The organism is Enterobacter sp. E14S (assembly GCF_055666685.1).
In genome coordinates, this window is the sequence record NZ_JBVODQ010000002.1 from 233,443 (window position 1) to 254,429 (window position 20,987).

The window sequence follows — 20,987 nt, forward strand, 5'->3', positions numbered from 1 at the left end:
TATCGCGGGTAGTTAACGCCGGTGATTCTGGTTAACAAAAGCGGTGCAATATGCAAGTTTTTATCATGCGTCACGGCGACGCGGCACTCGATGCCGCCAGTGACTCAGTACGTCCTTTGACCGTCTGTGGCTGCGACGAATCTCGTCTGATGGCGACCTGGCTTAACGGTCAAAAAGTGGACATCGAACGCGTTCTGGTGAGTCCGTTCCTGCGTGCAGAACAGACGCTGGATGTGGTAGGGGAGTGTATGAACCTGCCGACCAGTGTGGATGTTCTCCCTGAACTCACCCCGTGTGGCGATGTAGGCCTTGTCAGCGCTTATCTTCAGGCGCTGTGCAATGAAGGTGTCGCTTCCGCGCTGGTCATTTCCCACCTGCCACTGGTTGGCTATCTGGTATCTGAGCTGTGCCCTGGCGAGACCCCGCCGATGTTCACGACATCCGCCATTGCCAATGTTTCTCTCGACGAAACGGGCAAAGGTGTCTTCAACTGGCAAATGAGTCCGTGCAACCTAAAGATGGCGAAAGCGATCTGACGTGACGTGCGATATGGCGGGGTGCAATGTGCTTCCCGCCATTCTGTCAGGGCAACTCTGGCGGCTGCCACTCTTCCACTTCAATCAACACCAGCAACGCGGCATCTCCGCCGTACTCTTTCGGTGCCTGATGAAAAGCCATGACGTGTGGGTGCTGAGCCAGCCACAGCGGCGTCTGCTGCTTGAGGATATGTTTACCGTGGCCGTGCATCACGCAGGCGCAAAAAACATGTTCACGGCGACAGGCGGCGATCAACGCCCCCAGCTCCTGTTTCGCCTGCATCTGCGTTAAACCGTGCAGATCGAGAAACAGCTCCGGCGAATAATCTCCGCGGCGTAATTTTTTCAGCTCAAAATGGCTGACGTCTTCGCGTACGTACTTCACAGCCCCTTGCGTGTTGAGCAGCGGCTGAAATTCATCTGAAAAATAGTGGCTGTTATCCGCCTGCTCCTGCAGAAGACGTTTGACCGGCACTTCGCTGATTTTTTTACGCAGCGGGCGATGGACGATGGTGTCCTGCGTGATTTTACGCGTCCCGGTCATCAGCTGACGGAAGAGCGCCTGATCCTCCTCGCTGAGCGATGTTTTCTTTTTCATTCGTCATTCTCATCTCGTATTTCCGACAGTGTACCCGACTAAACGCATTTTTTAACCTCAAGCGCGACGCGTCATTGCTGATTTATCGCCGTCTTCATGGCAAACTAGCCGCCGAAAATTATGCGAGCATGCCCTGGAGGAAAGAGTGGATAAAATATTTGTCGATGAAGCAGTAAACGAGCTGCATACCATACAGGACATGTTGCGCTGGTCGGTTAGCCGCTTCAGCGCCGCCAATATCTGGTACGGTCACGGTACCGATAACCCGTGGGATGAAGCCGTGCAGCTGGTGCTGCCGTCTCTCTACCTGCCGCTGGATATTCCGGAAGACATGCGCACCGCGCGCCTGACCTCCAGCGAAAAACACCGCATCGTTGAGCGCGTGATCCGCCGCGTAAACGAGCGCATTCCGGTCGCCTACCTGACCAACAAAGCCTGGTTCTGCGGCCACGAGTTCTATGTCGATGAACGCGTGCTGGTGCCGCGCTCGCCGATTGGCGAGCTGATCAACAACCACTTTGAAGGCCTGATCGGCCATCAGCCGCAGCACATTCTGGATATGTGCACCGGCAGCGGCTGCATCGCAATTGCCTGCGCGTACGCCTTCCCGGAAGCGGAAGTGGACGCCGTCGATATCTCCACCGACGCGCTGGCCGTGACCGAACACAACATTGAAGAGCACGGGCTGATCCATCACGTTACGCCAATTCGCTCCGACCTGTTCCGCGATCTGCCGACGCTGCAGTACGATCTGATCGTCACCAACCCGCCGTACGTCGATGCGGAAGACATGTCCGATCTGCCGAACGAATACCGTCACGAGCCGGAGCTGGGTCTGGCGTCAGGCTCTGACGGCCTGAAGCTGACCCGCCGCATTCTGGCCTGCGCGCCGGATTACCTGACCGACGACGGCGTTCTGATTTGTGAAGTGGGCAACAGCATGGTACATCTGATAGAGCAGTACCCGGATGTGCCGTTCACCTGGCTTGAGTTCGACAACGGCGGTGACGGCGTCTTTATGCTGACCAAAGCGCAGCTGCTCGACGCGCGCGAACACTTCAGCATCTATAAAGATTAATCCAGCGGGCTTCGGCCCGTTTCACAACGCTCAAACACAAACAACAACATCGGAGCCGTGATGGCAGGAAACAGTATTGGACAGTTATTCCGCGTGACCACCTTTGGCGAGTCGCACGGGCTGGCGCTGGGCTGTATCGTTGATGGCGTACCGCCAGGCATCGAACTGACCGAAGCCGATTTACAGCACGACCTCGACCGCCGTCGTCCGGGCACCTCGCGCTACACCACGCAGCGTCGCGAGCCGGACCAGGTCAAAATTCTCTCCGGCGTCTTTGAAGGTCGCACCACCGGGACCAGCATCGGTCTGCTGATCGAAAACACCGATCAGCGCTCCCAGGACTACGGCGCCATCAAAGACGTCTTCCGTCCGGGCCACGCCGACTACACCTACGAACAAAAGTACGGCTTCCGCGACTACCGCGGCGGCGGACGTTCTTCCGCGCGTGAAACCGCGATGCGCGTGGCGGCAGGGGCGATTGCTAAGAAATACCTGCAGCAGAAATTTGGCATCGTTATCCGCGGCTGTCTGACCCAGATGGGCGACATTCCGCTGGCGATCAAGGACTGGGACCAGGTCGAGCAAAACCCGTTCTTCTGCGCCGATGCCGACAAGCTGGAGGCGCTGGACGAACTGATGCGTGGCCTGAAAAAAGAGGGCGACTCCATTGGCGCGAAAGTGACCGTGGTGGCCGACGGCGTCCCGGCTGGCTGGGGCGAGCCGGTATTTGACCGTCTCGACGCCGACATTGCCCACGCGCTGATGAGCATCAACGCGGTGAAGGGCGTAGAGATTGGCGACGGCTTTGACGTGGTTCAGCTTCGCGGCAGTCAGAACCGCGATGAAATTACGAAAGCGGGCTTCCAGAGCAACCATGCGGGCGGCATCCTGGGCGGTATCAGCAGCGGGCAGCAGATTGTTGCCAACATCGCGCTGAAGCCCACTTCCAGCATTACCGTGCCGGGCCACACGATTAACCGCGATGGCGAAGAAGTTGAGATGATCACCAAAGGACGTCACGATCCGTGCGTGGGGATCCGCGCGGTGCCGATCGCAGAAGCGATGCTGGCGATCGTGCTAATGGATCACTTCCTGCGCCAGCGCGCGCAGAATGCGGATGTGACGACCACCATTCCACGCTGGTAAACATGAAAAAAACCGCAATTGCTCTGCTGGCGCTGCTTGCCAGTGGAGCCAGTCTGGCCGCGACGCCATGGCAAAAAATCACCCACCCGGTGGCGGGGAGCGCGCAGTCCATTGGCGCCTTTTCCAACGGCTGTATCGTCGGTGCCCAGGAGCTTCCTCTCCAGTCTGATACCTATCAGGTGATGCGCACCGATCAGCGGCGTTATTTCGGCCACCCGGACCTGGTGCTGTTCATCCAGCGTCTGGGCAATCAGGTGCATAACCTGGGGCTGGGCACGATGCTGATTGGCGATATGGGAATGCCTGCCGGCGGTCGTTTTAACGGTGGACACGCCAGCCACCAGACCGGACTGGATGTTGATATCTTCCTGCAGCTGCCGAAAGCGCGATGGACCTCCGCCCAGTTGCTGAAACCGCAGGCGCTGGGTCTGGTGGCGAGCGACGGTAAGCGCGTTGTGCCATCACTCTGGACGCGGGATGTTTCCAGCATGATCAAGCTGGCGGCTGAAGATAACGACGTCACGCGGATTTTCGTTAACCCGGCCATCAAGCAGCAGCTCTGCCTGGATGCCGGAACCGATCGTGACTGGCTGCGCAAAGTGCGCCCGTGGTTCCAGCATCGTGCGCACATGCACGTTCGTCTGCGCTGTCCGGCGAATAGCCTGGAATGTGAAGATCAGCCGCTACCACCGCCAGGCGATGGCTGCGGTGCGGAACTGCAAAGCTGGTTTGAGCCGGCAAAACCTGGAACCTCTAAGCCTGAGAAGAAGACACCGCCTCCGTTGCCGCCTTCCTGCCAGGCGCTACTGGATGAGCATGTACTTTAATGGATAATTTCGTCGATCTGTTTATGGTGTCACCGCTGCTGCTGGTGGTGCTGTTCTTTGTGGCCATGCTGGCCGGTTTTATCGACGCGCTCGCGGGCGGCGGCGGGTTGTTAACCGTGCCCGCTCTGCTGGCGGCGGGCATGAGCCCGGCGCAGGCGCTTGCCACCAATAAGCTTCAGGCCTGCGGCGGCTCGCTCTCGGCGTCGCTCTATTTTATCCGCCGTAAGGTGGTGAGCCTGGCCGATCAGAAGCTCAATATCCTGATGACCTTCATCGGCTCCACGTCGGGCGCGCTGCTGGTTCAGCACGTGCAGTCCGATATTTTGCGACAGATCCTGCCGATTCTGGTCATCTGCATCGGGCTTTACTTCCTGCTGATGCCAAAGCTCGGTGAAGAAGACCGCCAGCGTCGCCTGTACGGCCTGCCGTTTGCTCTGATTGCCGGGGGCAGCGTGGGTTTTTACGACGGTTTCTTCGGGCCGGGGGCGGGTTCATTTTACGCGCTGGCGTTCGTGACGCTGGCCGGGTTTAACCTCGCCAAATCCACCGCCCATGCCAAAGTGCTCAATGCGACCTCAAATGTCGGCGGTCTGCTGCTGTTTATCATCGGCGGTAAGGTCATCTGGGCAACCGGATTTGTGATGATGGCAGGGCAGTTCCTGGGCGCGCGCGCGGGCTCGCGTCTGGTATTAAGCAAAGGACAAAAACTTATTCGCCCGATGATCGTCATCGTCTCGGCCGTAATGAGCGCCAAACTTCTTTATGACAGCCATGGACAGGAGATCCTCACCTGGTTGGGGATGCACTAATGAACAGTACGCATAAATACGAACAGCTGATTGAGATTTTCGACGGCTGTTTTGCTGACGATTTTAATACCCGTCTGATTAAAGGCGACGACGAACCGATCTATCTTCCTGCTGATGCGGAGGTTCCGTATAACCGCATCGTCTTTGCCCACGGCTTTTATGCCAGCGGCTTGCACGAGATTTCGCACTGGTGCATTGCGGGTAAAGCGCGGCGCGAGCTGGTGGACTTCGGCTACTGGTACTGCCCGGACGGACGTGATGCCGCCACTCAGGGTCAGTTTGAAGATGTGGAAGTGAAGCCGCAGGCGCTGGAGTGGCTATTCTGCGTCGCGGCGGGTTTCCCGTTCAACGTCAGCTGTGACAACCTCGAAGGCGACTTCGAGCCGGACCGTATCGTCTTCCAGCGCCGCGTTCACGCGCAGGTGATGGAATATCTTGAGAAAGGCATCCCGGAACGTCCGGCACGCCTGATCGAGGCCTTACAGAATTATTACCACACGCCGGTTATCACGGCGGAATGCTTCCCTTGGCCGGAAGATCTTTAACAGAGGAAAGAAGATGATCGCAGAATTTGAATCACGCATTCTGGCGTTAATTGATGACATGGTGGAACACGCCAGTGATGATGAGCTGTTCGCCAGCGGTTATCTGCGTGGTCACCTGACGCTCGCGGTAGCCGAGCTGGAAGCGGGGGACGATCACTCTGCCGACGCCGTTCACGCTGAAGTCACTCGCAGCCTGGAAAAAGCCATTCTGGCCGGGGAGCTCTCTCCGCGCGATCAGTCTCTGGTGCTGGGCATGTGGGACACTCTGTTCCAGCAGGCGAAAGCGAAGTAAGTGTTTCACCACCCTCTCCCTGTGGGAGAGGGTTAGTGTGAGGGCACCAGACCGCACCCTACTTGACCTTCTTCCCCTTCAGCAGTTTCCGTACCCACAAGCGATTCGGATTCAGGCCCGCAAGCGTAACCCTGTCCAGCGGGATCGGCTCGCCGCTCATTTGCGCGGCTAACACTTCCGCCAGCAGCGGTGCGGAACACAGCCCGCGAGATCCTAATCCACCCAGCATATACAGCTCAGGATAAACCGGCGCGCTTACCGCGTTATCCCGGTTATCAGCAAGATCCTGATAGGCCTCAAGCGTCGCGTCGTAGTCAGGCACATTTCCCGCCATCGGCAGATGATCGCGGGTGGCACAGCGCACGCCGCAGCGCGCGTTACCCTCGCTGACGTCAACCTCTTTCGCCCACGCCGCATCCGGGAAACAGTCAATCAGGCGCTGGCGGTTCTGCGCCTGATCCGCGTCGCTGTAGCGCATATCCGCTTCGCCACGACGATAGCTGGCCCCGATGCAGTGATGGCCATTAGACGGATTTTGCGGCGTAAGATAGCCGTCATAGCACAGCACCTGACGCAGTTTGCTCAGTTCAGGCGCGGAAGGAATATGGCTTACCTGGCCGCCGACCGGATAAACCGGCAACGTCTCTGTCTGGATAAACTGGCTGATGTTATGCCCGTTTGCCAGCACAACGCTGGCATGGCTCGCTTCTTTGCCATCAGCAAAACGCAGATTCCAGCGTTCTGTCCGGCTCAACGATTCAACCTTGTGAGCATAATGCGCCGTCAGCCCGCGCGACTGCGCCAGGGCAATGGCTGCGGCGGTCAGTTCAGCCGGACACAGCCAGCCGCCAAGCGGATACTGAATGCCCCCACAGCCGGTTTCAACGCCAGCGGTGTCTGCCACCTCTTGCGCACTTACCGCACGGGCAATCTCGTCAGGTAGACCCAGCGACAGCATCTGCGTGATTTTTTGCTGGCTCTTTTCATCCCAGCCGAGCTGCGTCACGCCGCACCAGTCATGGTCGAACTCCACCGGCAGGGCGTCGTACAGGCGACGAGCGAAGGTAAATGCCGCCGGGAAAAACCGGAACAGGGCCGGGTCGTGCGCGCTTAAAAGCGGATAGAGCGCCCCCTGGCGGTTTCCGGACGCGCCGCTTGCTGGCGCGTCGTCAGCACAGTAGAGCGTCACCTGCCAGCCGCGGTGGAGAAGCGCGAGGGACAGCAGGGCGCTGGCGATCCCCCCGCCGACTATAGCCACCTCACGTGATGCGCTGGCGCCGCGTGCAAACCAGGGCGCCTGTGCGGGGATATCCAGCGTCTGCTCCATTCTGCCGACCAGCATGTCGCGCTTGCGGCCAAAACCTTTGGTTTTCTGCATGGTAAAGCCCGCCTCCTGCAGTCCGCGGCGGACAAAGCCTGCCGATGTGAAGGTGGCAAGCGTTGCGCCCGGACGCGCCAGCCGCGCCATCGCGCTAAACAGATGCTGGCTCCACATGTCCGGGTTTTTGGCGGGGGCAAAGCCGTCCAGGAACCACGCGTCCACCGTCTGGTTCATCGAATCGTCGAGCGTATCGGTCAGGTCATTGATGTCGCCAAGCCATAAATCCAGCGTCACGCGTCCGCCGTCCAGAATCAGACGATGGCAGCCGCCGATGTGGGGCGCCATTGCGCCTGAAGCTGCTCCGCCCAGGCTGCAAGCTCTGGCCAGCGCTGATGAGCGAGCCGCAGATCGTGCGCGGTGAGCGGGAATTTTTCAAAACTGATGAAATGTAATCTTTGTAGCGTAGCCTCAGGGTGGGCAGCGTGAAACTGGTCAAACGCCTGCCAGAGGGTCAGAAAATTGAGCCCGGTGCCGAATCCGCTTTCCGCGACCACAAACAGGCTCCGCGGATGCTCCGGGAAGCGGGTGCTGAGCTGGTTTCCGTCGAGGAAAACATAGCGAGTTTCTTCGAGTCCGTTATCATTAGAAAAATAGACGTCATCAAAATCTCGGGAAACAGGTGTACCCTCAGCGTTGAATTCGAGGTTGGCGGGTTGTATAGCGTTTTGTTTCACGTAAGTTACTCGTCTGACAGGCAGTGGCACGATCTTAACGATGTGAGTCCATCGGTGCAAATTTCCGCAGAAAATGTCTGATCGGACTTGTTCGGCGTACAAGTGTACGCTATTGTGCGACTCGAAACTTACTATAGTGCGACTTACAGAGGTATTGAATGAAACGTGCAGTGATTACTGGCCTGGGCATCGTTTCCAGCATCGGTAATAACCAGCAGGAAGTCCTGGCATCTCTGCGTGAAGGACGCTCCGGGATCACTTTCTCTGAAGAGTTTAAAGATTCAGGTATGCGTAGCCACGTATGGGGTAACGTCAAACTGGACACCACCGGTTTGATTGACCGCAAAGTGGTTCGTTTCATGAACGATGCCTCTATTTATGCTTATCTCTCCATGCAGGAAGCGATCAAAGATTCCGGCCTGAGCGAAGAGGTTTATCAGAACAACCCGCGCGTGGGTCTGATCGCCGGTTCCGGCGGCTCATCAAAAGCGCAGGTATTCGGCGCTGACGCAATGCGTAGCCCGCGTGGTCTGAAAGCAGTAGGTCCGTACGTGGTCACCAAAGCCATGGGTTCTGCGGTTTCCGCGTGCCTGGCGACCCCATTCAAAATCCACGGTGTGAACTACTCCATCAGCTCCGCGTGTGCGACTTCCGCACACTGTATCGGTAATGCTGTTGAGCAGATCCAGCTGGGTAAACAGGACATCGTATTTGCTGGCGGCGGCGAAGAGCTGGGCTGGGAAATGGCCTGTGAATTCGACGCGATGGGCGCACTGTCCACCAAGTACAATGAAACCCCGGATAAAGCCTCCCGTACCTATGATGCGCACCGTGACGGTTTCGTTATCGCGGGCGGCGGCGGTATGGTTGTGGTAGAAGAGCTGGAGCATGCTCTGGCACGTGGCGCGCACATCTACGCTGAAATCGTGGGCTACGGTGCAACGTCTGACGGCGCCGACATGGTTGCGCCATCCGGCGAAGGCGCGGTGCGCTGCATGAAGATGGCGATGCACGGCGTTGACACCCCAATCGACTACCTGAACTCCCACGGTACCTCTACTCCGGTAGGCGACGTGAAAGAGCTGGGTGCGATCCGTGAAGTCTTCGGCGACAACAGCCCGGCGATCTCCGCGACCAAAGCCATGACCGGTCACTCTCTGGGTGCGGCTGGCGTGCAGGAAGCGATCTACTCTCTGCTGATGCTGGAAAACGGCTTTATCGCGCCAAGCATCAACATTGATGAGATGGACGAGCAGGCTGCTGGCCTGAACATCGTGACCAAACCAATGGACGCGACGCTGACCACCGTCATGTCAAACAGCTTCGGCTTCGGTGGCACCAACGCCACGCTGGTTATGCGTAAGCTGAAAGCATAAGTTTTACGTTTGATTCCGGAAGGGAGCCATAAGGCTCCCTTTTTTTATGCATTGACAAGCGGCTGATCTCACAGGCAAACTTTACCACTCAACATTATCCTCACGATAATGCGTAAGCGTTTAACGTCAACCAACGCACCTTAATCCTGATAATCAGGTAGAGGGGGCGTGGCTTTTCCCCGCCTTACTCTTCATTTCGGAGTAAAGCATGACTGCAGTAACTCAAACAGAAACAACCCCTTCAGCGAACGTCTCGCTGTTCCGTATCGCTTTTGCGGTATTTCTGACCTATATGACCGTTGGCCTGCCGCTGCCGGTGATCCCTCTGTTCGTTCATCAGGAGCTGGGCTATGGCAATACCATGGTCGGCATTGCCGTGGGCATTCAGTTTTTAGCCACGGTGTTGACCCGCGGTTACGCCGGACGGCTGGCGGATCAGCACGGTGCAAAACGTTCGGCGTTACAGGGGATGTTTGCCTGTGGGCTGGCGGGCGGCGCATGGCTGCTGGCTGCTCTCCTGCCCGTAGACGCCGCGTATAAATTTGCGCTGCTGGTGCTGGGCCGTTTAATTCTTGGCTTTGGTGAAAGCCAGGTGCTGACCGGCACCCTGACCTGGGGAATGGGTCTGGTGGGGCCGGCACGCTCCGGCAAGGTGATGTCATGGAACGGCATGGCCATCTATGGCGCGCTGGCCGCAGGCGCACCGCTTGGGCTGCTGATTAATAGCCAGTTTGGGTTTGCGGCGCTGGCTGCCACCACCATGGCTTTACCCCTGCTGGCGTGGGCGTTTAACGGCTCGGTGCGTAAAGTACCCGCGCACAAAGGCGAGCGGCCTTCCCTGTGGAGCGTGGTTGGCCAGATCTGGCAGCCGGGTCTTGGCCTGGCGCTGCAGGGCGTGGGTTTTGCGGTGATTGGTACCTTCGTCTCGCTCTATTTTATGAGCCGCGGCTGGGCGATGGCCGGTTTTACGCTCACCGCGTTTGGCGGCGCGTTTGTGCTGATGCGTGTCTTCTTCGGCTGGATGCCGGATCGCTTTGGCGGCGTGAAGGTGGCGGTGGCGTCGCTGGTGATTGAAACCATCGGTCTGCTGCTGCTGTGGAATGCACCCGTGGCCTCCGTTGCGCTGCTTGGTGCGGCGCTGACCGGGTGCGGCTGTTCACTGATCTTCCCGGCGCTGGGCGTTGAAGTGGTGAAGCGCGTGGCCCCGCAGGTGCGCGGTACGGCGCTGGGCGGCTATGCGGCGTTTCAGGATATCTCATACGGGGTAACCGGGCCGCTGGCCGGGGTGTTAGCCACCTCGTTTGGTTATCCGTCCGTCTTCCTGGCCGGTGCGGTTTCTGCGGTGGTAGGGATCGTGGTGACGCTGGTGGCGTTTCGCAGATCGTAGTTTTTGCCCGGTGGCGCTTCGCTTACCGGGCCTACAAACGCACTAGCCGTAGGCCGGGTAAGGCGAAGCCGCCACCCGGCAGTGTTAAGCAACCAGCCAGAAAATCGCCAGCGCAATCAGTAGCGCAATAAACATCAACCCCGGACGCGCAGAGAGCGTTCTGAACGTCTCGACGACCGGCGCAAACAGCGGGCTGTAGATCGGCTGAATGTTTCTCACCTCCGGCACGCCGCCCTCGCGCTCGGCGCGACGAACGAAGATTTGATTGAGCAGATCCTGCACCTGCGCGGTGGTCAGCACCGTTTGCGGCGTGGCCTGCCAGTTTTGCTGGGCGTAATCCCGAATGACGTCAAACTCGTGCGGCTCAAGCGGCTGTTTCAGTGCCGCCTGGACGGTATGCAGAGTAGGGGCATTCTGGGTGCTGAGCGTCTGGCGCGCCTGAAGCCAGGTCACCAGATGCGTAAACTGTCTGGCCGGGATTAACTCACCCGCCTTCACGCCGGACAGCTCCAGCATGGACTGCCAGATAAGCTTCGTCGGTTCGCCGGTGGCGGCAGCCAGCTTCGTCACCATCTGCTTGAGCGTGTTGTGCTCGGCGGGCAGCAGCGGACGCTCGGTCGCCGGGCGCACCTGAGGCTGCGGAATAGACAGCTCGTTGTTCTGCAGCAGGGTCAGCACGGTTTTGAGCTGGTCGGGCGTCAGCTGGCCCAGCGCGGTCTGACCAAACTGCTGGCGAATAAAATCGCTCACCGCCTGGCGGTTATTACCCTGGCCCAGCAGCTCCGTCAGCTGAGCGACAATCTGGCGCGTGGTGTGGTTCTGCTGCGCGGTAAAAATACGCTGGTTCAGGTTTTGCTCTGCCGCAGGGAAATGGCGCGACTGCAGCGGTGCGTCGTTCCTCACGCCTAAATCATGCTTTACCCCGGCCCAGACTTCCGCGTTTTGCTGCGAAGTCAGCGCAATCAGGCGCGTGATCAGTCGCTCCAGCACGGTGCGCTGTTGCGTGGATAGCGGTTGTTCACCGGCAACGTTTGGCGTGACGGGGCCTTCACCCGGAGGGCGTGGCGGCGTACCTGAAATGGGCTGCATCGTCAAAAATCCTTAAAGTCAAAACTCAGCGTAAACCAGGCATACATATATGCCTGGCGGCCAGATTATGGCACACTTGGCAGGTTTTCTTCCTCTCAAACAGGTACTCAGACGTGAAAATCCTCGTTGATGAAAATATGCCTTACGCCCGTGAGCTGTTTAGCCGCCTGGGTAACGTTAAGGCTGTCCCTGGTCGCCCGATCCCGGTCAACGAACTGGATGACGCAGACGCGCTGATGGTGCGCTCGGTGACCAAAGTAAATGAGGCGTTGCTCGCCGGTAAAGCGATTAAGTTTGTCGGAACCGCAACGGCAGGGACCGATCATGTGGATGATAAATGGCTGAAGCAGGCCGGAATCGGTTTTTCCGCCGCGCCGGGCTGTAACGCCATCGCCGTTGTGGAATACGTTTTCTCCTCCCTGCTGATGCTGGCCGAGCGCGACGGGTTTGCGCTGAAGGACCGCACCGTGGGGATTGTCGGCGTGGGTAACGTCGGCTGGCGCCTGCAAAAGCGCCTGGAAGCGTTAGGGATCCGCACGCTGCTGTGCGATCCGCCGCGTAAAGACAATGGCGATGACGGGGATTTCCGCTCGCTGGACGAACTGGTCGAACAGTGTGACGTGCTGACTTTCCACACGCCGCTGTTTAAAGAGGGGCCGTATAAGTCGCTGCATCTTGCCGACGAGGCGCTGATCCGTCGTCTGAAGGCTGGCACTATTCTGATAAATGCCTGCCGTGGTCCGGTCGTCGATAACGCCGCGCTGCTGACATGCCTGAACGAAGGACAAGACCTCAGCGTGGTGCTGGACGTCTGGGAGCCGGAGCCGGATCTCAACGTTGAGCTGCTTAACAAGGTGGACGTGGGCACCGCGCATATCGCCGGTTATACCCTCGAGGGGAAAGCGCGCGGTACGACGCAGGTCTTCGAGGCCTACAGCGCTTTTATTGGCCATCCGCAGCAGGTAGCGCTGGATACCTTACTCCCCGCGCCTGAATTTGGCCGCATTACCCTGCACGGTCCGCTCGATCAGGCAACGCTGAAAAGGCTGGTGCATTTGGTGTATGATGTGCGCCGCGATGATGCGCTGCTGCGTAAAGTGGCGGGGATCCCGGGTGAGTTTGATAAGCTGCGCAAGAACTACGTTGAGCGCCGCGAGTGGTCTTCCCTGTATGTGATGTGCGACGACGCGTCGGCGGCGACGCTGCTGCATAAGCTGGGATTTAACGCCGTTCATCACCCGGCGCATTAATGTCTTCTTAATGCTCCCTGTCGGATACTCCGACAGGGACGCTTTTTTATTTCTGGAGTAAACCACCATGTCTGAAGGCTGGAATATTGCCATTTTAGGTGCCACGGGTGCCGTGGGCGAAGCCCTGCTCGAAACCCTTGCTGAGCGTCAGTTCCCGGTGGGCGATATCTATGCGCTGGCCCGTACCGACAGCGCAGGTGAGCATCTGCGTTTTAACGGTAAATCCGTCATGGTTCAGGACGCGGCCGCGTTCGACTGGACGCAGGCGCAGCTGGCGTTTTTCGCTGCGGGCGCTGAAGCGACGGCTGCGTACGTTGAAGAGGCGACTAACGCTGGCTGCCTGGTGATCGACCTGAGCGGTCTGTTCTCAATGGAGCCGGATGTGCCGCTGGTGGTGCCGGACGTGAACCCGTTTGTGCTGGCTGACTACCGCAACCGTAACGTCATTGCGGTTCCGAACAGCCTGACCAGCCAGCTGCTGACCGCCCTGAAGCCGCTAATCGACGACGGCGGCCTGTCGCGCATTTCCGTCACCAGCCTGCTGTCCGCGTCCGCGAACGGCAAAAAGGCCGTTGACGCGCTGGCCGGGCAGAGCGCGAAGCTGCTGAACGGTATCCCGATTGATGAAGACGATTTCTTTGGCCGCCAGCTGGCGTTCAATATGCTGCCGCTGCTGCCGGACCGCGAGGGCTCCGTGCGCGAAGAGCGCCGTATCGTCGATGAAGTGCGTAAAATTCTGCAGGACGATGGCCTGATGATCTCCGCGAACGTCGTGCAGTCCCCGGTCTTCTACGGCCACGCGCAGATGGTCGGCTTTGAAGCCCTGCGTCCGCTGGCGGCAGAAGAGGCGCGCGACGCGTTTGGCCGCGGTGAAGATATCGTGCTTTCTGAAGAGAGCGTGTTCCCGACCCAGGTTGGCGATGCCACTGGTAGCGCGCATCTTTCCGTTGGCTGCGTGCGTAACGATTACGGCATGCCGGAACAGGTTCAGTTCTGGTCCGTTGCCGATAACGTTCGTTTCGGCGGCGCGCTGATGGCGGTCAAAATCGCTGAAAAACTGGTGCAGGAGTACCTGTACTGATGTCAGACGTGGAACAAAAGCCGGTCCATAGAATTGCCCTCGGCATTGAGTACGATGGCAGTAAATATTATGGCTGGCAGCGTCAGAACGAGGTGCGCAGCGTCCAGGAAAAGCTGGAGAAAGCGCTCTCTCAGGTGGCAAACGAGCCGATTAACGTCCTGTGCGCGGGCCGTACGGACGCGGGGGTTCACGGCACGGGGCAGGTGGTTCACTTTGAAACCACCGCCGTGCGTAAGGATGCTGCCTGGACGCTGGGTGTAAATGCGAATTTGCCTGGTGACATTGCGGTGCGCTGGGTAAAAGCTGTGCCGGATGATTTTCACGCGCGCTTCAGCGCCACGGCGCGTCGCTACCGTTATGTCATCTACAACCAGCGCCTGCGTCCGGCAGTGTTAAGCCAGGGCGTGACGCATTTTTATGAACCGCTTGATGCGGAACGTATGCATCGCGCGGCGCAGTGTCTGATTGGTGAAAATGACTTTACGTCGTTTCGTGCGGTGCAGTGTCAGTCCCGCACGCCGTGGCGCAACGTCATGCACATAAACGTCAGCCGTTTTGGCGCGTATGTGGTGGTGGATATCAAAGCCAATGCCTTTGTACATCATATGGTTCGGAATATTGTGGGCAGCCTGATGGAAGTGGGTGCCGGACACCAGCCGGAGAGCTGGATTGCAGACCTGCTGGCAGCGAAGGACAGAACGCTTGCGGCAGCCACGGCGAAAGCGGAAGGATTGTATCTGGTCTCAGTAGACTATCCGGATCGATTTGACCTGCCGAAACCGCCAATGGGCCCGCTGTTTTTAGCGGACTAAACAAAGGTGCAATTAGGGCTTAGACAATATGGACGTAATACGTTTTCTGATTGATTTCATTCTGCATATTGATGTTCACCTGGCGGAGCTGGTCGCGCAGTATGGCGTCTGGGTTTACGCCATTCTGTTCCTCATTCTGTTTTGTGAAACCGGACTGGTCGTTACCCCATTCCTTCCAGGGGATTCACTGCTGTTCGTTGCCGGGGCGCTCTCGGCGTTGCCCACTAACGATCTGAACGTGCATCTTATGGTTGTGCTGATGGTGATTGCCGCCATTATCGGTGATGCGGTCAACTATACGATTGGACGGGTGTTCGGTGAGCGGCTGTTCAGCAATCCTGATTCGAAAATTTTCCGTCGCAGCTATTTAGACAAAACCCATGCGTTTTATGAACGCCATGGCGGGAAAACCATTATCCTTGCGCGGTTTGTGCCTATTGTGCGCACATTTGCACCGTTTGTGGCGGGAATGGGGCATATGTCCTATCGTCATTTTGCGGCATACAACGTGGTTGGCGCGCTGCTGTGGGTACTGCTGTTTACCTACGCAGGCTATCTGTTTGGCGATCTCCCGGTGGTGCAGAAAAACCTTAAGTTACTGATTGTAGCGATTATTGTGCTTTCCGTACTGCCTGGCGTTATCGAAATCATTCGTCACAAACGTGCGGCGGCAAAACAAGCGAAGTAAATGCACGCTGGCGGTTCGACCACTTTTTTATCCAAAGTTTCGGGCTGTTATGTTTTAATGTGCAACATTCATGGTCTGTTGGAGGCAAAAATGGCATTATTCGCCTCTTATAGCAAAACTGGCATACGACCAGGTTCAGGCAGAAAGGTTATCAATGAGCTGGATTGAACGAATTAAAAGCAACATTACCCCAACGCGCAAAGCGAGCATTCCTGAAGGGGTATGGACGAAGTGTGACAGCTGCGGTCAGGTTCTGTATCGCGCAGAGCTGGAGCGCAACCTTGAGGTGTGTCCGAAGTGTGACCACCATATGCGTATGTCGGCGCGCAACCGCCTGCATAGCCTGCTGGACGAAGGCTCTCTGGTAGAGCTGGGTAGCGAACTCGAGCCAAAAGACGTGCTGAAGTTCCGCGATTCCAAAAAATACAAAGATCGTCTGGCCTCTGCACAGAAAGAGACCGGCGAGAAAGACGCGCTGATCGTCATGAAAGGCACCCTGCATGAGATGCCGGTTGTCGCCGCTGCCTTTGAGTTCTCCTTTATGGGCGGCTCAATGGGCTCCGTGGTCGGTGCGCGCTTCGTGCGTGCCGTTGAGCAGGCGCTGGAAGACAACTGTCCGCTGATCTGCTTCTCTGCCTCCGGCGGCGCGCGTATGCAGGAAGCGCTGATGTCGCTGATGCAGATGGCGAAAACCTCTGCAGCGCTGGCGAAAATGCAGGAGCGCGGTCTTCCGTACATCTCCGTGCTGACCGACCCAACCATGGGCGGCGTCTCCGCGAGCTTCGCGATGCTGGGCGATCTGAACATCGCTGAGCCTAAAGCGCTGATCGGCTTTGCGGGTCCTCGCGTTATCGAGCAAACCGTTCGTGAAAAACTGCCGCCGGGCTTCCAGCGCAGTGAGTTCCTCATTGAGAAAGGCGCTATCGATATGATCGTCCGCCGTCCGGAAATGCGCCTGAAGCTGGCGAGCATTCTGGCGAAGCTGATGAATCTGCCAGCGCCGAACCCGGATGAGCCGCGCGAAGGCGTGGTGGTACCGGATCAGGAACCCGAGGCCTGATAACTGAAAAGGGCAGGGCCGGTTGGCGCTGCCCTTTTGCTTTCTAATCTGTTAATGACAACCGGGCATTATGGAAAATAAAAGCATTCCCCAAGCCACGTCGCCCCTGGCCGCGTGGCTTTCTTATCTGGAAAACCTGCACAGTAAAACCATCGATATGGGGCTTGAGCGCGTAAGCCAGGTCGCCGCGCGTCTTGATGTGCTCAAACCGGCACCATTCGTATTTACCGTCGCGGGCACCAACGGTAAAGGCACCACCTGCCGCACGCTGGAATCTGTCCTGATGGCCGCGGGTTACAAAGTTGGCGTGTACAGCTCTCCACACCTGGTCCGCTACACCGAGCGCGTTCGCGTGCAGAACAGCGAGCTGCCGGAATCGGCGCATACGGCGTCGTTCGCGGAAATTGAAGCCGCGCGCGGTGAGATCTCATTAACCTATTTTGAATACGGCACCCTGTCGGCGCTGTGGCTGTTCAAACAGGCGCAGCTGGATGTCGTGATCCTTGAGGTCGGCCTCGGCGGACGTCTTGATGCGACCAATATGGTGGATGCGGATGTGGCGGTGGTCACCAGCATCGCGCTGGACCATGTCGACTGGCTTGGACCGGATCGTGAAAGCATTGGCCGCGAGAAGGCCGGTATTTTCCGGGCGAATAAACCCGCCGTGGTCGGCGAGCCGGACATGCCGCACACCATTGCTGATGTGGCAAACGAGAAGGGCGCGCGTCTGCTGCGCCGCGGCGTTGACTGGAATTATGAAGTTAAGGATAACGGCTGGCGCTTCAGCGATGCCCGGGGCGCGCTGGACAACCTGCCGCTGCCGCAGGTGCCGCAGCCGAACGCGGCCACCGCGCTGGCGGCACTGCGCGCCAGCGGATTAGCGGTCAGCGAGCAGGCAATCCGCGACGGCATTCAGAGCGCAATTCTGCCCGGGCGTTTCCAGATTGTCAGCGAATCACCGCGCCTGATTCTGGACGTGGCGCATAACCCGCATGCGGCGGCGTATCTCGCGGGACGTCTCAAATCGTTATCAAAAACCGGGCGCGTGCTGGCGGTTATCGGTATGCTTCATGATAAAGATATCGGCGGGACGCTGGCCTGCATGGAGAGTGTGGTCGATAGCTGGTATTGTGCTCCTCTGGAGGGGCCGCGCGGCGCGACGGCTGAGCAATTGATGGAACATCTCGGCAAAGGCGCAATCTATAGTAGCGTGGCTCAGGCCTGGCATGCCGCGATGGCGGATGCTAAACCAGAAGATACCGTGCTGGTGTGTGGTTCATTCCACACGGTGGCACATGTCATGGAAGCGATGGACGCGGGGAGAACCGGTGGCGAGTAAGTTTCAGAACCGTTTAACAGGAACCATTGTGCTGGTCGCGCTCGGGGTGATTATTCTCCCGGGGTTGCTCGACGGGCAGAAAAAGCATTATCAGGACGAGTTTGCCGCTATTCCGCTGGTGCCGAAACCGGGTGACCGCGATGAGCCGGATATGCTGCCCGCGGCGACGCAGGCGCTGCCTGCTCAGCCTCCGGAAGGGGCGGCGGAAGAGGTGCGTGCAGGCGATGCCGCCGCACCGTCGATCGATCCGTCACGCCTGGCGGCAGCGAGCAGCAGCGATATCGATCCGGTGCCGGTAGAGCAGCCTAAACCTGTTGAAAAACCGAAGCCGGTTGAGAAGCCGCAGCCGAAACCGCAGCGGGATAAAGCCGCAGAGCAGCTGGCTGCCGCGTCAGAAACCCCACCGCCGGCAAAACAAGACGCGGCACCGACCGGTAAAGCTTACGTTGTGCAGCTCGGCGCGCTGAAAAACGCCGACAAAGTTAACGAGGTGGTGAGCAAACTGCGCAGCGCGGGATATCGTGTTTACACTTCACCTTCTACGCCGGTGCAGGGTAAAATTACCCGTATCCTCGTGGGGCCAGAAGCGTCCAAAGATAAGCTTAAAGGTTCGCTCGGTGAGCTGAAGCAGATCTCCGGCCTGAGCGGTGTGGTAATGGGCTACAGCGCGAACTGATAAGATCTTACCACTCCCCGGAGTAGCTTGCTCCCTCTCCCTTGAGGGAGAGGGCCGGGGTGAGGGGGGAGCAGACGTCCACAGAGACGTCAAATGGACCGTGGCGTTGAACATTTTTTCAGCGCCTTTTTTATTTACGCGCGGGAAGGAAATCCCTACGCAAACGTTTTCTTTTTCTGTTAGAATTCGCCCCGAACTGGATGACAGGGCGTTAAATCGTGGGACACATATGGTCTGGATTGATTACGCCATCATTGCGGTGATTGGTTTTTCCTGTCTGGTTAGCCTGATCCGTGGCTTTGTTCGTGAAGCGTTATCGCTGGTAACCTGGGGTTGTGCTTTCTTTGTTGCCAGTCATTACTACACTTACCTGTCTGTCTGGTTCACGGGCTTTGAAGATGAACTGGTCCGAAACGGAATTGCCATCGCGGTGCTGTTTATCGCAACGCTGATTGTCGGCGCTATCGTGAATTACGTGATAGGTCAGCTGGTCGAGAAAACCGGTCTGTCAGGAACGGACAGGGTGCTCGGGATCTGTTTCGGGGCGTTACGAGGCGTGCTGATTGTGGCCGCGATCCTGTTCTTCCTGGATACCTTCACCGGGTTCTCCAAAAGCGAAGACTGGCAGAAATCGCAGCTCATTCCAGAGTTCAGCTTCATCATCAGATGGTTCTTTGACTATCTGCAAAGCTCGTCGAGTTTTTTGCCCAGGGCATAAACCCTGAGATGTGGCTTAACGAGGAAAAGACGAATGTGCGGTATTGTCGGTATCGCCGGTTTCATGCCGGTAAACCAGTCGATTTATGACGCGTTAACGGTGCTTCAGCACCGTGGGCAGGATGCTGCGGGTATCATCACCATTGATGCAAACAACTGCTTCCGTTTACGCAAGGCAAATGGCCTGGTAAACGATGTGTTTGAAGCCCGCCATATGCAGCGTCTGCAAGGTAATATGGGGATCGGTCACGTTCGTTATCCTACTGCTGGCAGTTCCAGCGCCTCTGAGGCACAGCCTTTCTACGTCAACTCACCGTATGGCATCACCCTTGCTCATAACGGCAACCTGACCAACGCGCATGAGCTGCGTAAAAAGCTGTTCGAAGAGAAACGTCGCCACATTAACACCACCTCTGATTCTGAAATTCTGCTCAATGTGTTCGCCAGCGAGCTGGATAACTTCCGTCACTACCCGCTGGAAGCAGACAACATCTTTGCTGCCATTGCCGCGACCAACCGCCAGATCCGCGGCGCGTACGCCTGCGTGGCGATGATCATTGGTCACGGTATGGTTGCCTTCCGCGATCCAAACGGCATTCGTCCCCTGGTGCTCGGCAAGCGCGACCTTGGCGATGGCCGTACCGAATATATGGTTGCCTCTGAGAGCGTGGCGCTGGATACCCTGGGCTTTGAGTTCCTGCGTGACGTTGCGCCGGGCGAAGCGGTCTATATCACCGAGAAGGGCCAGCTGTTTACCCGCCAGTGTGCCGATAACCCGGTCAGCAACCCGTGCCTGTTTGAATACGTTTACTTTGCCCGCCCAGATTCCTTCATCGACAAGATTTCCGTCTACAGCGCGCGCGTCAACATGGGCACGAAGCTGGGCGAGAAGATTGCCCGCGAGTGGGACGATCTCGACATCGACGTGGTTATTCCTATCCCGGAAACCTCCTGCGATATCGCGCTGGAGATCGCCCGCATTCTGGACAAGCCATACCGTCAGGGCTTCGTGAAGAACCGCTACGTTGGCCGCACCTTTATCATGCCGGGCCAGCATCTGCGCCGTAAGTCCGTGCGCCGCAAGCTGAACGCCAACCGCGCGGAATTCCGCGACAAGAACGTTCTGCTGGTGGATGACTCCATCGTTCGCGGCACCACCTCTGAGCAGATTATCGAGATGGCGCGCGAAGCGGGTGCGAAGAAAGTTTACCTGGCCTCTGCCGCGCCGGAGATTCGCTTCCCGAACGTTTACGGCATCGATATGCCAACCGCCAACGAGCTGATCGCTCACGGCCGTGAAGTGGATGAAATTCGCCAGATCATCGGTGCCGACGGCCTGATTTTCCAGGATCTGAACGATCTCATCGACGCGGTGCGTGCCGAGAACCCGGAAATTCAGCAGTTTGAATGCTCCGTGTTCAACGGTATTTACGTGACCAAAGACGTTGACCAGCAGTATCTCGACTATCTTGATTCGCTGCGCAACGACGATGCGAAAGCCGTTCAGATGCAGAACGATCTTGAAAGCTTAGAGATGCACAACGAAGGTTGATGCTCCGGCAGGTGAGGGCGAACGCCCTCACTTGCAACTCCCCGCAAAATCCTGCACAGTCTGCCCTGAAATCA

The 20,987-nt window shown here is 57.9% G+C and carries 20 protein-coding genes and 1 pseudogene; 18 read left to right on the top strand and 3 right to left on the bottom strand.

Annotated features, from left to right (window positions below; all coding sequences use genetic code 11):
• Positions 1-50 precede the first annotated feature (50 nt).
• Positions 51-536: a phosphohistidine phosphatase SixA gene (gene sixA / locus ACZ6J2_RS06300; protein ID WP_032659231.1), complete on the top strand. Its 486-nt coding sequence runs from the start codon at positions 51-53 to the stop codon at positions 534-536.
• A 46-nt stretch (positions 537-582) separates the two neighbouring features.
• On the opposite strand, the gene smrB is transcribed toward sixA, so the two are convergent.
• Positions 583-1,134 (bottom strand): endonuclease SmrB, encoded by a 552-nt coding sequence (gene smrB, locus ACZ6J2_RS06305; RefSeq protein WP_033146105.1) that lies wholly within the window; start codon positions 1,132-1,134, stop codon positions 583-585.
• A 145-nt stretch (positions 1,135-1,279) separates the two neighbouring features.
• On the opposite strand from smrB, the gene prmB reads away from it, so the two are divergent.
• From prmB to ACZ6J2_RS06335, 6 genes are read left to right on the top strand one after another with little or no spacing between them, the layout of a single operon-like run.
• Positions 1,280-2,212: a 50S ribosomal protein L3 N(5)-glutamine methyltransferase gene (prmB, locus tag ACZ6J2_RS06310; RefSeq protein WP_008502612.1), complete on the top strand. Its 933-nt coding sequence runs from the start codon at positions 1,280-1,282 to the stop codon at positions 2,210-2,212.
• Positions 2,213-2,272: 60 nt separating this feature from the next.
• Positions 2,273-3,358, top strand: a complete 1,086-nt coding sequence (gene aroC / locus ACZ6J2_RS06315; RefSeq protein ID WP_029742149.1) for a chorismate synthase — start codon at positions 2,273-2,275, stop codon at positions 3,356-3,358.
• A gap of 2 nt (positions 3,359-3,360) precedes the next feature.
• Positions 3,361-4,185: a penicillin-insensitive murein endopeptidase gene (mepA, locus tag ACZ6J2_RS06320; protein WP_471725204.1), complete on the top strand. Its 825-nt coding sequence runs from the start codon at positions 3,361-3,363 to the stop codon at positions 4,183-4,185.
• The gene (locus ACZ6J2_RS06325; RefSeq protein WP_038417370.1) at positions 4,185-4,994 is read left to right on the top strand and encodes a sulfite exporter TauE/SafE family protein; all 810 of its coding nucleotides are present in this window, start codon (positions 4,185-4,187) and stop codon (positions 4,992-4,994) included. Before mepA ends, ACZ6J2_RS06325 begins: the two co-directional genes overlap by 1 nt.
• The gene (locus ACZ6J2_RS06330; RefSeq protein WP_033146101.1) at positions 4,994-5,539 is read left to right on the top strand and encodes an elongation factor P hydroxylase; all 546 of its coding nucleotides are present in this window, start codon (positions 4,994-4,996) and stop codon (positions 5,537-5,539) included. The genes ACZ6J2_RS06325 and ACZ6J2_RS06330 overlap by 1 nt, the downstream gene beginning before the upstream one ends.
• A 13-nt stretch (positions 5,540-5,552) precedes the next feature.
• Positions 5,553-5,831, top strand: coding sequence for a YfcL family protein (locus ACZ6J2_RS06335; protein WP_029740204.1), 279 nt, complete (start codon positions 5,553-5,555; stop codon positions 5,829-5,831).
• Positions 5,832-5,889: 58 nt separating this feature from the next.
• Here ACZ6J2_RS06335 and mnmC read toward each other — a convergent pair.
• A pseudogene (gene mnmC, locus ACZ6J2_RS06340) lies at positions 5,890-7,886 on the bottom strand (bifunctional tRNA (5-methylaminomethyl-2-thiouridine)(34)-methyltransferase MnmC2/FAD-dependent 5-carboxymethylaminomethyl-2-thiouridine(34) oxidoreductase MnmC1).
• A gap of 158 nt (positions 7,887-8,044) precedes the next feature.
• On the opposite strand from mnmC, the gene fabB reads away from it, so the two are divergent.
• Together fabB and ACZ6J2_RS06350 are read left to right on the top strand one after the other, a co-directional pair.
• Positions 8,045-9,262, top strand: coding sequence for a beta-ketoacyl-ACP synthase I (gene fabB, locus ACZ6J2_RS06345; RefSeq protein ID WP_023312571.1), 1,218 nt, complete (start codon positions 8,045-8,047; stop codon positions 9,260-9,262).
• Between the two features lie 208 nt (positions 9,263-9,470).
• On the top strand, positions 9,471-10,649 hold the full coding sequence (locus tag ACZ6J2_RS06350) for an arabinose transporter (RefSeq protein WP_471725205.1): 1,179 nt from the start codon (positions 9,471-9,473) through the stop codon (positions 10,647-10,649).
• 84 nt (positions 10,650-10,733) lie between these two features.
• On the opposite strand, the gene flk is transcribed toward ACZ6J2_RS06350, so the two are convergent.
• Positions 10,734-11,738 carry a flagella biosynthesis regulator Flk gene (gene flk, locus ACZ6J2_RS06355; protein WP_471725206.1) on the bottom strand — a complete coding sequence of 335 codons (1,005 nt, stop codon included), beginning with the start codon at positions 11,736-11,738 and terminating at the stop codon, positions 10,734-10,736.
• A gap of 113 nt (positions 11,739-11,851) precedes the next feature.
• Between flk and pdxB the strand changes: the two genes are divergently transcribed.
• The 9 genes from pdxB to purF all read left to right on the top strand — a co-directional run bounded on the left by pdxB (position 11,852) and on the right by purF (position 20,913).
• The gene (gene pdxB / locus ACZ6J2_RS06360) at positions 11,852-12,988 is read left to right on the top strand and encodes a 4-phosphoerythronate dehydrogenase PdxB (protein WP_471725207.1); all 1,137 of its coding nucleotides are present in this window, start codon (positions 11,852-11,854) and stop codon (positions 12,986-12,988) included.
• 67 nt (positions 12,989-13,055) lie between these two features.
• Entirely contained in the window at positions 13,056-14,069 is a 1,014-nt protein-coding gene (locus ACZ6J2_RS06365) for an aspartate-semialdehyde dehydrogenase (RefSeq protein WP_471725208.1), read from the top strand.
• Positions 14,069-14,881 (top strand): tRNA pseudouridine(38-40) synthase TruA, encoded by an 813-nt coding sequence (gene truA / locus ACZ6J2_RS06370; protein WP_023312566.1) that lies wholly within the window; start codon positions 14,069-14,071, stop codon positions 14,879-14,881. Before ACZ6J2_RS06365 ends, truA begins: the two co-directional genes overlap by 1 nt.
• 28 nt (positions 14,882-14,909) lie before the next feature.
• Positions 14,910-15,569, top strand: a complete 660-nt coding sequence (locus ACZ6J2_RS06375) for a DedA family protein (protein ID WP_471725209.1) — start codon at positions 14,910-14,912, stop codon at positions 15,567-15,569.
• Between the two features lie 154 nt (positions 15,570-15,723).
• The gene (gene accD, locus ACZ6J2_RS06380) at positions 15,724-16,629 is read left to right on the top strand and encodes an acetyl-CoA carboxylase, carboxyltransferase subunit beta (RefSeq protein WP_003861408.1); all 906 of its coding nucleotides are present in this window, start codon (positions 15,724-15,726) and stop codon (positions 16,627-16,629) included.
• A 70-nt stretch (positions 16,630-16,699) separates the two neighbouring features.
• Positions 16,700-17,968, top strand: a complete 1,269-nt coding sequence (gene folC / locus ACZ6J2_RS06385; protein WP_471725210.1) for a bifunctional tetrahydrofolate synthase/dihydrofolate synthase — start codon at positions 16,700-16,702, stop codon at positions 17,966-17,968.
• Positions 17,958-18,644 carry a cell division protein DedD gene (gene dedD, locus ACZ6J2_RS06390; RefSeq protein WP_471725211.1) on the top strand — a complete coding sequence of 229 codons (687 nt, stop codon included), beginning with the start codon at positions 17,958-17,960 and terminating at the stop codon, positions 18,642-18,644. Before folC ends, dedD begins: the two co-directional genes overlap by 11 nt.
• A gap of 229 nt (positions 18,645-18,873) precedes the next feature.
• Positions 18,874-19,362: a colicin V production protein gene (gene cvpA / locus ACZ6J2_RS06395; protein WP_000262116.1), complete on the top strand. Its 489-nt coding sequence runs from the start codon at positions 18,874-18,876 to the stop codon at positions 19,360-19,362.
• Positions 19,363-19,395: 33 nt separating this feature from the next.
• A complete protein-coding gene (gene purF, locus ACZ6J2_RS06400) occupies positions 19,396-20,913 on the top strand; it encodes an amidophosphoribosyltransferase (RefSeq protein WP_024908947.1) in 1,518 nt (505 codons plus the stop codon).
• Positions 20,914-20,987: the final 74 nt, after the last annotated feature.